The sequence below is a fragment of the Mastigocladopsis repens PCC 10914 genome, from assembly GCF_000315565.1.
Lineage (GTDB): Bacteria > Cyanobacteriota > Cyanobacteriia > Cyanobacteriales > Nostocaceae > Mastigocladopsis > Mastigocladopsis repens.
This window is the reverse complement of sequence record NZ_JH992901.1, coordinates 959,313-971,598: the sequence shown is the minus strand read 5'-3', so window position 1 is coordinate 971,598 and position 12,286 is coordinate 959,313. Positions and strand designations below refer to the sequence as shown.

Genomic DNA, 12,286 nt, shown 5'->3' with positions numbered 1-12,286 from the left:
CGTCTCTACAGGGATTGAAATGAGTGCAGATGTGGTTCATTGATTTGAAAACCGCTGTAAAGATGCCTCGTCTGTTGGGCAAAATCAAAACTTTAATAGACATCTCCGGAAAATAAATAATTCCTGGTAAAATCATATACAAATGTATTTTTACCAAACTATTGTGGGTTCTCTATTTGAGCATATTCAACATCATCCTCTAGATGCACAGCGTTTAATTGGTCTCAAGTATGAGCAATTAGAGCAACTTTTAGAACAAGCGAGAGAGGTGCATAACCAAAAACAAGTATCATCTGAGTCTAAAAAGGTAAGAATTATTGCGGGTGGAGGAGGTCGCAGACCTAAACTGTCGTTGGAAGAGCAAATAATTTTAACTTTGACATATCTCAGACATTTAACAACATTTCAATTGCTGGGCATCCAATTTGGGGTAAGTGAGACAACTGCAAACGATACATTCAATTATTGGTTTCCAATTCTAGGAGAATTATTACCACCAAGCCTACTTGAGCAGGTAAAAAAAAACTCAAGTGACTACCAAGTTGTTCAAGAAATTTTAACCGAGTTTGAGCTAATAGTAGATAGCTATGAACAGCCAAGAGAGCGGCCTGGGGAATATGAAGAGCAAAAAGAATATTACTCTGGCAAAAAGAAAAACCATACTATGAAAAATCAAATTATCGTTTTACCTGAGGGGAAAGATATTATTGATGTAGTAGCAGGAAAACCAGGAACAAAAAGTGACATCAATTTATTTCGAGAACATCAAAAAGGATTTGACCCCAATCAGAGGTTTCATGGTGACAAAGCATACGCAGGAGAAGAATCAATCAAGACCCCAACGAAAAAGCCAAAAAAACAAGAATTAACTCCGGAACAAAAAGAACGAAATAAAGAATTGGCCAAGGAACGAATATTTGTTGAACATTTAATTCGTGTCGTGAAAATATTCCGAGTAGCCCAAGAACGGTTTCGGTTAAATCCTAATAAATATGAACAAATAATTATGACTATTTGTGGACTTGTAAGACTCCGACTTGGAACCTTAGTTTTCTCATCATAAAAGAGCGGAATAATTCTCAAGTACAATTCCTGTACATAGCCACTTATTTTTGCCCTCTTCTTAATAAGAAACATCTCAAACCCTTATTGTTACGTGTTGTCTAGCTCACTTTTGGAATTGGCGATTGCGCGAAGCGCAGTGCCCCTTGGGCAATCGCACGCTAAAAGTCACTTCGGCAAACAATTTGAGTATTTTCGGAGATGTCTAATGCAAAAGGTGCAGTAGTTCCAACGTCAACGCCGAAAAATCTCCAGACTCGTCATACTTAACAACCAATTGTTGCATCTCGGAGGCTGTCACTAGCCAATTTGCTATCATAGTAAAGGAAGTGCCAACACTTACTTTGGCTGGACAACTCACAGAAACGCCGTCAGGTAAAAAGAAAGTTTCGTGTCCTTCCCAGTCCCAGTGTAACTGAGTAGCTATGGGCGCAGAAATCTTTAAATCAGGAGTCATAGTTACAGCGGTTCCTTGCCAATTACCGGTTAAATTTCGTTCCGGTAATTGATTGACTTCACTTGACCAGTATTGACTAGGAAAGCCAGTCGCATCTTCGCGAATATTTGCCGTTCTGGACAAACTACCATGTTCGTCATAAACAATGCCTACACTATGTCTTAATTCGTTGTATCTAAAAAATAATTCAACTCCAAAATATGAGCCTGTTTTCAACTTGGTTCCAACCCAAGCAGCATGACCTGATTCAAAGAAAACGCCCTTCATCGATTCATTTTGTGGATGAAAAAGCCCATCAGGTAAGCTATTTGAGAGTTGGTTATATTCCCAACTTTGTTCCAATCTTCTGCCGTCAGCGTATGCGTAGCGATTAGTTTGAACGATTTCGGTTTCCTGTGGATTACCCCGAAAGCTTCTAAGACTTTGAAACGATTCTGTTACCTCGCCTTGGGGAGAATATCTTGTCCAAATCCCGTACCAGTCACGCAAATGGTTAGCAGTGAAATTTTTCCAATTTTGCTCTTTTAAATCCATAAAATATAGTTTTTTTAATTTTCAGGTAGTGTAACACGCCATTGTTTAACTATAGCTATTAGCCCTAAAATGTTCACAATTATTGGTTGCGGAAATCTTAACCGCAGTGACGACGCTGTAGGTGTAATAATTGCCCAACGCTTACAACAATATCTTGCTCAACATCCTCATCCTCATGTGCGAGTTTATGACTGTGGTACCGCAGGGATGGAAGTCATGTTTCAAGCAAGAGGTAGCAAAAAGTTAATTATTATTGATGCAAGTTCAACAGGTTCTGAACCAGGCGCTGTTTTTAAAGTTCCTGGGAAAGAACTTGAAGCCTTACCGGAACCGAGTTATAACTTGCATGATTTTCGCTGGGATAATGCTTTAGCCGCTGGGCGAAAAATCTTTAAAGAAGATTTTCCCCAAGAGGTGACAGTTTATTTAATTGAAGCGGACAATCTTGGTTTTGGACTAGAGTTAAGTTCTCGTGTCCAACATTCTGCTGACTTGGTTTTAGAAGAAATCACTGGAATTATTAAGCAGTATATCTTTCAGTTTTAGAATATGGAGGTTCGCGCAGCGTTCCCGATAGGAATCATTAGACTTCTTGCAAAAGTATGATTAATGGATATTTAAAACCACAGATGGACACAGATGGACACAGATAATTTATCTGCGTTTATCTGCGTGCATCTGCGGTTTTTTTTCATAAAATTGACTTTTGCAAGAGGTCTATTTTGTTTAGGTTGTAGAGACGTGCTATGGCGCATCTCTACAAAGTTTCTAAGCCGAATCGCGGTAAACTGATAGTTCATCGACTCTCATTTCAAAAGGTATTCCCTCACTTTTGGGAGGACAGACGCGAATTTTTGCACTGCTGACAATTTTCTGTAGCAATACAGCCATCCTCACAAGTTTCTGTAACACACGCCAGTTCGTCACTTGGTCTGGACATTCAATGACCAAGGTCAAAACACTCGCGTGGGTGGTTACGTACCACCGACAATTAGACAACAAATCTTGGATATTGCGATCGCACCCTTCATAGAAGTATTTGCTGATAGAATACTCAAGTTGCTGTCGCAGGATAATATCTGCTGATGTTGGTTGAATAGGGCGTGAATCCTCTTCGTAAAAAAAATACTTCCTTTTCATCTCCTTATCTCTCGAATGCTCTAACTATTTTCCAATGACCATTGTGTAGACTACGTCTTTCTTGCTATTTGATAATTGCTGTAGTTGGCAACAAAAAATCAAGTCACAGCACTATCTCTGACAAGGGTTTGATTCACACACAAATAACCCACCTTGTCATTGAAATCACCTGCTTTAACCAGAGGCTTTCGGTGATGTAATTCAGGCGATATTCCTTCTACTCGATGAATCACAGAGTAAATTTCTATCTCCTCACAATTTTCTGTTAGTATCTGTTTTTCTATTTCTTGCCAGATACTCCAGAAATCTTCTGCGGAGATAGATGTTTTTTGAAACCGCCTAATTGAGCGCCTGTTTCAAACAGTTTGGTAAAATCTTCCCTTGCCAAATTCAAATTGCGGATACTCTAGTTGCTTCTGACAACTCTGCTGCGTAGCAATTGCTTTATAACCATCTTCAAAAAATTGATTAGCTTCAAAATAATCAGTTCCACAGACAAAAGGTACTTTCAGCCTTAAACGTCTGACTTTCTTTTCTTGAAACTCACCAGAGATGGCACAAGCAGTCATAAACTCTTTATTCTCAAAACCTAAATCAGCATTGAGAGCGAGTTTATCAAAATCAAAAATTAATTGTATGTCTCTATTGTGTAGATAAGTTGAGGCTGCAATAGCACCTAGATGATGTCCGCTATCTAAAAAGCAATACCTCACACTCCTTTCTTTATATTTCCAACTAGACCTATAATAAACGGAACTCACTAAAAAAATGAATCCAATGATACGATTATTCGCTAATATATAACTCTCCAAACCATCATCAATCAATTCGTAAATCAGTGTTAGACAATGATTTGCAACTTCTAGATGATAGCTACCATCTACTATTGCCTCTCCTCCTCGAATTTGTACATAAACTTCAGTAGGATAGAGAGCGCCAGCTGATGAATTCACTCTCAGCTTCTATGGATTATCTTGATAATTTCTTTCAACAGAAATAGCGCTAGTTAGCCAGGTAAATTAATCAATAGGATTATCGACATTTAATTTCAATCTCCTATAAAACTTTGAATACACTTTAAACAGTGATGATTGAGTAAATGCATCGACATACAGCGCTTCTCATCTGAACGAAGTACTAATTTATCTGTGTCCATCTGTACGCCAGTCGCCACAACGGGGGGAACCCCCCGAAGTTTGCCCGGAGGGAAACCCTCCTTGCAACTTCTCTGTGCAAGGCGCTGGCTCGTCCATCTGTGGTTCATTATTTCTTTGTGTACCTCACCCAATTGCAAACCGCTGTAATTTGGTTCGAGCATCACCGATAGGTAAGAAAGCGAGGTGAAGAGAGCCACTGCGAACACTGCTAAAATGACACCAGTGAGTCCGTATCGGCAATGTGTAATGACGTGATTTTTAAACGATAAAAATGCCATATGGGAAAATGAAAATATTTCTTTGCGTGTCTCCTTGTCTGGTACATTCCCACGTCTTTCTTGATAAAAGCCCCAAAGTTTTAGTCTAAGGGGCTTTTGTTGATAAGCAAAAATTGTCATTCATCAGATATTTTTCAGATTGGCAAAAGCGTCACAGTATTTCTTTTAGGGTGTGGGCTTTTTCTTTTCTGAATTAACGACACCAGGTTCAGTCTTTTTTGGTCTATCTTTTGGTTGTGGAGTCTGGTTGTTAGTAGTCATATTTTAAATCCTTTGAATTAAGTACAAAATTATCTACACCCTAGAAATGGCTCATTCCAGAACGAGAATGCGAAAATACTTTATTTAACAAAAAAAAGAAAATAGAGACGCAGAAATCAAGCGTCTCTATCAGAGAGGAAACCCATTAATTGTAAAAACTAAAAATAGAAAACTTAAATCAAAAATTAAAAATTAAAAATTTTAATAAAAAGGGTTTTTAGTAAACGTTTTACTCTAATCAAGAATCCTTTGTTATTGTTATTAAAGTTTTTGAACCTGGTAGCACCAGGGTTTATTCTGCGTGGTCTACCTCTGTTAGGAGGTCTTTGACGAGTCATATATTAAGATGCTTACAACTTGTGATACACAATGGTAAATGACCAATCCGGAAAATGTCAAAAAATAATCAGCTACAACAAGAGACGCGACATGGCGCGTCTCTAAACTGGAGGACAGCTGATATTAGGCAAACGCTGAAAAATCTATATTGGGCGGAATATCCTGGATACGTCCTTGACCAACCGCACGCACTGCTTCTCTAAGAGAAACATCTCCAGTGTACAGCGCACGACCAACAATGACGCCAGTTACGCCTTGTGGTTCTAACGCCAGTAAACTTAACAAATCGGTGACAGAACTCACACCACCAGACGCAATAATAGGAATGGAAATTGTAGCCGCAAGCGATCGCAAAGCTTCTATATTCGGTCCTGAAAGGGTACCATCACGATGGATATCTGTGTAGATAATGGCGGCTGCTCCCAATTCTTGCATTTGTACAGCCAGTTGGGTTGCTAACACTTGTGAAGTTTCTTGCCAACCGCGAGTCGCCACTAGTCCATTACGAGCATCAATACCAATAACAACCTGTCCGGGAAATTCTTGACAGAGTTGTTGTACCATCTCGGGTTGTTCTACGGCTATGGTTCCTAAAATGATACGCTCTACGCCTATATTGAGTAATTGTTGCACATTGGAGCGATCGCGCAACCCTCCACCAACTTGAATAGGTACCGACACCTCTTGAGCTATTGCTTCAATTGCCGCCCGGTTGACTAATTTACCTGTTTTCGCCCCATCCAAATCAACTACGTGTAATCTAGTGGCGCCCTGTTCCACCCACTGTTGAGCCACTTCAACTGGGTTATCGTTAAAAACTTGCGATTTTTGATAATCTCCCTGATAAAGTCGCACGCAGCGACCTTCTAGTAAATCTATCGCCGGAATAACTTCCATAACATTCCTTGAAAAACTAATTTTTTTATGGGTAGTGAGTAGTGGTTAGTGGGTAGTAGTTAGTGGTAATGAATAACTGACAACCATCAACTACCAACTACTAACTACCAACTATCAACCATCAACTATCAATTCCTACTCCTGGCTTTTGGAAATCACCGCTTGCCCGAAACCCAGTACAATCAAAATATTAGAAAGCGTCAAAAAAAATTCTGCGCCTCCGTGTAGCCAATCGACATTTGCTAGAGACTTGCCATAATGCACTTGGGCATAAATTCCCGCTGGGATGGTAACGGCAACAAAGACGAGAGTGCCGTAAAAACCATACAGCGCCAAACGGGGCATTTGCGTACTGCGGCTGATAAACCACAAGAAACCCAAGTAGGGAAACAAGGAAAGGGCAAACAGGGTTTCTTTTGAAATCATCACTCCAAATTCATAGGTTTGGTGGACACAGGACTGCTAGCAGTTTTGGCATTGGTGGAACGCCAAATCAACACCGCAGCTGCCCAAAGCGTAAAATTACCGACTAACGTCATGGCAGCTTGCAGTGTTACCATCCATTCTAGAGATTCCGGATTGTCAAAATAATGCCAAGTGCAAGCACACATGGCGCTGACCAAAGCAGGTAACATAGCAAAGGACAATGCCCACCAGGCATGGTTAGCTGTCACTTCACCGTATTTCCAGATTAACCAGATGGCGGCAATCCACTCAATAACGCTAGATATATGAATAATCCAAGTAGGAATAGAAAGAGCGTGCATAAGAGGATTTTTTATGGGAATGCGGGTGTTGTTGTCAGGGTATTACGGCAAGGGAAACGGTGGGGACGAAGCTTTATTAGCAACGCTTCTACAGATGCTACCACCATCAGTAACGCCTGTGGTTCTCTCAGGCAATCCTGAGGAAACCAGCAGTCGCTATGGTGTGGAAGCACATGAGCGCATGACACCTTTAACCGTACTGCAAGCTTTACGCTCCTGTGATGCTTTTGTTTGGGGTGGCGGGAGTTTAATTCAAGATACAACGAGTGCGATTAGCCCATTTTATTATGGGGGAATCATGGCATTAGCCCAAAAAATGGGTTTGAAAACCGTTGCTTGGGCGCAGGGAATTGGTCCACTGAAGCGTCCTGTGACTCGTTGGTTAGCGCGGCAAACATTTGGTGATTGTACCAAAGTGAGTGTGCGCGATCGCGCTTCTGCGGCAATGCTCACTGATTGGCAAATTCCTTTTATCTTGGCTCCCGATCCCGTTTGGGCTTTGGAAGGTAAACCAGTTCCTGGACTTTGGGATTTACCTGCTCCCCGAGTTGCGGTGACTTTACGTTCCTCACCCCAGTTAACCCAAACTCGCCTTGCTAACCTGACTCGCGCACTGATTGATTTTCAAAAAGCTACACAAACTTTTATCTTACTGCTGCCTTTTCAAAAAAGTGAAGATTTAGCCATAGCCCAGGCAATTCAACCGCAACTTAAAGATGTCAGCCAGATTATATGTTTAGAAGAACCGCAACTTTTGAAAGGTGTGTTTCGCGGTGTGGAAATGGCAATTGGGATGCGCCTGCACAGTTTAATTATGGCAGCAAGTGAAGGGTGTCGCTGCTTTGCTCTCAGTTATGACCCTAAGGTGAATCGGTTGATGGAAGATGTAGATATGCCAGGGTGGGATTTGGCAACTTTGCCAGATGACCCTAATTTGATTGGGAAAACATGGATAGAGCATTATGCCAATGGGGATCCACTGTCAACAGAAAGAATTCAGTCTTTGGTGGATAGAGCATTAATGCACCGCGAGGTGTTGAGGGAAGCCTTAACTGAATAGACGGGTCATAGGGCAAGTATATCCGGGTAGTAGGGGTGAGCTAAGTTCATCGGTTGTTCTTAGCTGCAAACTTTTCTGTCACGAAGTCACTCCTTGGTTGGGCGGCATTTATAGCATACTGGCATCTTCTCCTAAAAATCCTGTAGTTACAATGCGTAGTAAAGGATACTCAAGTTTGTAAAAGTATGCGAAAGTTAAGTATATTCTCTCGTTAAAACTAGGAGTTCCTTGTTATACATATAAAGATAACTTGCCCCACGCCTGCATAAGCAATGCTCCTCGCACAGCAATCGCCCTCTAAAGAGTCAACAAATGCTTAAACACCTTATGCTGTCTGGATGGTTCCGCGTGCAACCATTCCTGAAATACTCTGTTTTTGTGATGCTGATTGCGCCGTTAGTAGCGGCATCAGAGCACACAACTTCGGCAAAACAAACACAAGCAGATGAAATCTCTTCCGTAACAACAGAATTTGAGTCTGTATTATCTGATTTTGTTTCAAAAGAAACGGCTACTGTGAATGAAGCTGATTTCATTGCAGTATCAAAAGCATCTCAAATAAATTCCTCTACAGAAAAATCTGACTCTATACCAATGTCTGTAGCTGTAGTTTCCCAACCGCAAATACAAATAGACGGTGAGGCTTGGACTGTAGAAGATGATTCTGCGTCAGTCCAAATACCTGACAGTGATTCATTGGCAGCGGTTGAGCTAGCGCCACCGATGACAGAATCTGACTCGGCGTCAAAACAGGTGGCGGCTAGTCAAGATGATTTAGTGCAACGATTAAAAGCCTCTAAAGTTCAAGCCTTGGCAATGAACAATGCCTCCGTCTCAAGGGAAGTGCTTGGCACTCAAACATTGGAAGCAGTTAATATCGACCTTCTCAAAGAATCACAACAAAAGTCCACAGCAGTGCCTGTCGTGGAACAACCACCCCAAGAGGCTCAAGCAGCACAGCAAGACCCCGTAGGAAGCCCTCATCCTATACCCTGGAGATGGATACAGACGACTCAAGAGGTGATAGGTTCCAAAGGTGTTTCTGGAGTGCGTTACTACCGCAGCGTGCCTGTCATTTCTCCAGACGGTAGATATGCTATGTACAGCCGCGTACAACTAGAAGTCAAACCACAAATGTACAACAGCCGCGTCAATAGCGTTCTGTTTGTAGAAGATAGGCAAACTAGGAACTTGCGCGTAGTCAGCTCAACTGCTCCGATTAACGATCCTCTGTTAAAGGCTCAGATCTCTTCGCCAAATACTGAGGCACAAGGAACGATGGCGGTATTAGTTCCTGTAAGCTGGTCACAGAAGGGCGATCGCTTTTTAGCACGCAAGTTTGAAGGGGCAATGAACACTTCCGATGTCACAGATCATGCAGTCATTTGGGAGCGCCAACAAAATCGCTCGCACAGTGTTACTCCTTCACAAGAAGAACACAAGCATGAGATTGCTGTATTATTGGGTTGGAGTAAAACTCAACCTAACCAGGTGCTGTTCCGTGCTGGCGAATTGGGCGAAGAAGAATGGCCCATGGTAACAGTTGCTTATGATGGCAAGACTGTCACTGCCACAAATGCAGATCATCCCGTTGTCTATGGTCAAAGGGTTAAAGAGCTTTGGGCAGGACCACAAGTTGCTTACAGGTAGGCAACTTCTGTCTAATTGGTCATAATCAGGAGTAACATAAACACACTAGAACCTCTACAAATTCCCAGAGGTCTTCTAGCGCCTCTTATTCGCATTTCTTACAGCCGAGTACAAATTGTGGGGTGAGGCTGAAAAAGTGCCCTATGAAGGGCGAAACGCCCATCCCACAAGATAAAGGATTTTAGTACATCCAAATATAACTGCTCTAGTGTGGGCAATTAAACGGACTTAATCCCAAAGATCACCCCTTTGTAGCTGGTAGCTATAGTGGAAGTTTTTTTTATTATAAACGATTATTCATTTAGTCATGACACTTCTGACAAAAGAAAAACCGTAAAACTACTCAGACTTATCGCTACTGTCTAACTCTGGCGTATCTTCTTGAGTTTCTTTGACTCGACGGATGGGCAAATTGGCAATTAACGCTGACGTCCGTTGATTGCTTTCTAGAGTGAACTCTAAGCCTTCTGTCTCAACTTCCACATAACGACAGACAATTTCCAAAATTTCTTGCCGCATCTTTTCCACCATCTTAGGGCTTAAGTCAGCTCGGTCGTGAGCAATTACAAGTTGCAGGCGACGTTTAACTTGAGTGCGACTGTTGTCAGCACTGCGAGAAAAAATTCGTTCCAAAATTTCGAGAATCATTGCACATCGGTTGGTTCAGACGGGTGATGGTTAAATAATTTTTGTCCACAACAACCTTCGCAAACGGGTGAAGATGTTGTCGCCAGATGAGTCTATCTCAAGAAAATCGACCGTTTCCCCTTCCAATCTACGGGCAATGTTATCAAAAGCTGTAGCAGCTAAAGAAGGATTTTCCGCTAACACTAAAGGTTCTCCGCGATTGGTCGAGACAATAACGCGCTCATCGTCAGGGATAACCCCAATCAAGGGAATTGCGAGAAGTTCCTGTACATCATGAACTGACATCATATCATTTGCCCGTACCATTGCGGGTCTGATACGGTTAATAATTAGATGAATACGCTTAATACCTTGTGCTTCTAGTAAGCCAACTACGCGATCCGCATCACGGACTGAGGCAATTTCTGGAGTTGTGACAATGAGGGCTTCTTTTGCTGGGGCAGTGGCGTTTTTAAACCCCATTTCAATTCCCGCTGGGCTATCAACCAAAACATACTGATACTTCTGCGCCAGTGCATTCACCAATAACTTCATCTGGTCAGGAGTGACCGCATCTTTGGTGCGATTTTGGGCTGCAGGTAACAGGACTAGATTGGGTTGCCGCTTGTCCTTCACCAAAGCTTGTTCTAAGCGACACTCTCTAGCTAGGACTTCAACCGCAGTGTAGACAATGCGGTTCTCTAACCCTAGCAGCAAATCCAAATTTCTCAAACCAAAATCCGCATCAACCAAAGCAACTTGACGCCCCATTTTGGCTAAAGCCATGCCCAGATTTGCCGTAATCGTGGTTTTACCCACCCCTCCTTTGCCGGAGGTAATAACAATAATGCGAGTCATGATAAAAACGAGCTCGATTAGTGATTAAAAAATATACAACAATAAAAAAGTTTTATGTTTGTTGTTTCATCCTGCTTAATAGGATTTTGGAGAAATCACTCACCCTAGTGATGCGAATTCCTTGCGGCGCAACATATGCCACCTCAGGGTAGAACTGCATCGGGGACTTCTCCGGTGCCCTAGCTACAGCATCTGCAATTCGTAATTGGGTTGGTTCCATTTGCAAAGCCATAATCAGACAATCACGATTTCCAAGGGCACCTGCATGAGCAATTCCACGTAGACGACCCCAAACTAGAATATCTCCATCTGCAACTACGATACCACCAGGATTTAAATCCCCTAAGAGAATAACATGACCAGGGTGGCGAATTTCCTCTCCAGAACGCAGCGTCTTGTCTAGATAGAGAGGTTCTACAAGGGGGGGTTTATCAGGTTTTGACTCAGTGCGAAGCGTTGTTTGTTGCTGTAGTTGTTCTACGGAATAGCCAGATGTAACGGCGGCAATGGCAGTTTGGCGACGACTGGTAGAAACCGATTTTAGGTGAATTTGAAATTGATTCAAAGTTTCGGCGAGTTCTTGAAGCTGTCTGCCATCCAACAAGCGGTCTTTCGCCACCAGATGCACGGGTGTATTGGGTGAAAAAGAGCGATCGCACGCTAAAAGCCGCAGCTTCATCTGATGCCAAATATCAGTCCAACTGAGTTCCGAAGCTGGCACTTCGGATTCGGTTGGCAAAATCAACAAAAGTTTTCCTTCCTGACTTTTAATTTGGACTTGGATATTATGATTTACCGTACTTTCTATTGACGGCGATTCCGTGAATTCTACATCCAAAAGGGCTAGATTTGACTCTATATCAGGAAGGAGACGATTTGACTCTATATCGGCAACTACAGGGTGTGACTCGATATCCGGATGGGATGAATCTAATTCGGCATCGGGACGGGATGAATTTGACTGTAAGTAAAGCAGGAAAGAATTTACCTCTGCTTCAGAGAGGATAGGATTTGACTCTGCTTCTGAAATTGACTCTATATCAGAAAGGGCAGAGATTTCCTCCACATCAGAAAAGGCTTTTTTTGACTCTAAATCAGGGATAGTAGAATCAGAAGTCATATAACACTTGCCAAAATACGCAATCCAGCAATCATCTATAGTAGATTAGTTGCAATTTGCAACAGCGTTCTTAAAGATT

At 42.1% G+C, this 12,286-nt stretch carries 13 protein-coding genes and 1 pseudogene; 4 read left to right on the top strand and 10 right to left on the bottom strand.

Annotation, left to right across the window (positions count from 1 at the left end):
- Positions 1-142 precede the first annotated feature (142 nt).
- Positions 143-1,063 (top strand): IS5/IS1182 family transposase, encoded by a 921-nt coding sequence (locus tag MAS10914_RS0106645; protein WP_017314084.1) that lies wholly within the window; start codon positions 143-145, stop codon positions 1,061-1,063.
- Between the two features lie 204 nt (positions 1,064-1,267).
- Here the strand turns inward: MAS10914_RS0106645 and MAS10914_RS0106640 are convergent, their stop codons facing one another.
- Positions 1,268-2,053, bottom strand: coding sequence for a DUF3598 family protein (locus MAS10914_RS0106640; RefSeq protein WP_017315128.1), 786 nt, complete (start codon positions 2,051-2,053; stop codon positions 1,268-1,270).
- A 69-nt stretch (positions 2,054-2,122) separates the two neighbouring features.
- Here MAS10914_RS0106640 and MAS10914_RS0106635 point away from each other — a divergent pair, with 69 nt between their 5' ends.
- Positions 2,123-2,599 carry a hydrogenase maturation protease gene (locus MAS10914_RS0106635; protein ID WP_017315127.1) on the top strand — a complete coding sequence of 159 codons (477 nt, stop codon included), beginning with the start codon at positions 2,123-2,125 and terminating at the stop codon, positions 2,597-2,599.
- Between the two features lie 222 nt (positions 2,600-2,821).
- On the opposite strand, the gene MAS10914_RS0106630 is transcribed toward MAS10914_RS0106635, so the two are convergent.
- From MAS10914_RS0106630 to MAS10914_RS0106605, 6 genes and pseudogenes are all read right to left on the bottom strand, one after another.
- Positions 2,822-3,193, bottom strand: a complete 372-nt coding sequence (locus MAS10914_RS0106630) for a hypothetical protein (RefSeq protein WP_017315126.1) — start codon at positions 3,191-3,193, stop codon at positions 2,822-2,824.
- A 101-nt stretch (positions 3,194-3,294) separates the two neighbouring features.
- Positions 3,295-4,305, bottom strand: a pseudogene (locus MAS10914_RS35385) (SagB/ThcOx family dehydrogenase); the annotation flags it as partial.
- Positions 4,242-4,748 carry a hypothetical protein gene (locus MAS10914_RS35380; RefSeq protein ID WP_017315124.1) on the bottom strand — a complete coding sequence of 169 codons (507 nt, stop codon included), beginning with the start codon at positions 4,746-4,748 and terminating at the stop codon, positions 4,242-4,244. The pseudogene MAS10914_RS35385 and the gene MAS10914_RS35380, both read right to left, overlap by 64 nt.
- A gap of 603 nt (positions 4,749-5,351) precedes the next feature.
- Positions 5,352-6,125, bottom strand: coding sequence for a 1-(5-phosphoribosyl)-5-[(5-phosphoribosylamino)methylideneamino]imidazole-4-carboxamide isomerase (gene hisA / locus MAS10914_RS0106615; RefSeq protein ID WP_017315123.1), 774 nt, complete (start codon positions 6,123-6,125; stop codon positions 5,352-5,354).
- A gap of 135 nt (positions 6,126-6,260) precedes the next feature.
- A complete protein-coding gene (locus tag MAS10914_RS0106610; protein WP_017315122.1) occupies positions 6,261-6,551 on the bottom strand; it encodes a DUF3593 domain-containing protein in 291 nt (96 codons plus the stop codon).
- Positions 6,551-6,892, bottom strand: coding sequence for a DUF2499 domain-containing protein (locus MAS10914_RS0106605; RefSeq protein WP_017315121.1), 342 nt, complete (start codon positions 6,890-6,892; stop codon positions 6,551-6,553). Before MAS10914_RS0106605 ends, MAS10914_RS0106610 begins: the two co-directional genes overlap by 1 nt.
- Positions 6,893-6,911: 19 nt before the next feature.
- Between MAS10914_RS0106605 and csaB the strand changes: the two genes are divergently transcribed.
- Both csaB and MAS10914_RS0106595 read left to right on the top strand, forming a co-directional pair.
- Complete coding sequence (csaB, locus tag MAS10914_RS0106600) at positions 6,912-7,952, top strand: polysaccharide pyruvyl transferase CsaB (protein ID WP_026082377.1); 1,041 nt, start codon at positions 6,912-6,914, stop codon at positions 7,950-7,952.
- A gap of 312 nt (positions 7,953-8,264) precedes the next feature.
- Positions 8,265-9,602 (top strand): hypothetical protein, encoded by a 1,338-nt coding sequence (locus MAS10914_RS0106595; RefSeq protein WP_017315119.1) that lies wholly within the window; start codon positions 8,265-8,267, stop codon positions 9,600-9,602.
- Between the two features lie 339 nt (positions 9,603-9,941).
- Here the strand turns inward: MAS10914_RS0106595 and minE are convergent, their stop codons facing one another.
- Genes minE through minC form a run of 3 tightly spaced genes read right to left on the bottom strand, consistent with a single transcriptional unit; the run spans position 9,942 to position 12,207 of the window.
- Positions 9,942-10,250, bottom strand: a complete 309-nt coding sequence (minE, locus tag MAS10914_RS0106590) for a cell division topological specificity factor MinE (protein ID WP_017315118.1) — start codon at positions 10,248-10,250, stop codon at positions 9,942-9,944.
- Between the two features lie 30 nt (positions 10,251-10,280).
- Positions 10,281-11,087 carry a septum site-determining protein MinD gene (gene minD, locus MAS10914_RS0106585; protein ID WP_017315117.1) on the bottom strand — a complete coding sequence of 269 codons (807 nt, stop codon included), beginning with the start codon at positions 11,085-11,087 and terminating at the stop codon, positions 10,281-10,283.
- A 52-nt stretch (positions 11,088-11,139) separates the two neighbouring features.
- Positions 11,140-12,207 (bottom strand): septum site-determining protein MinC, encoded by a 1,068-nt coding sequence (gene minC, locus MAS10914_RS0106580; RefSeq protein WP_017315116.1) that lies wholly within the window; start codon positions 12,205-12,207, stop codon positions 11,140-11,142.
- Positions 12,208-12,286 lie beyond the last annotated feature (79 nt).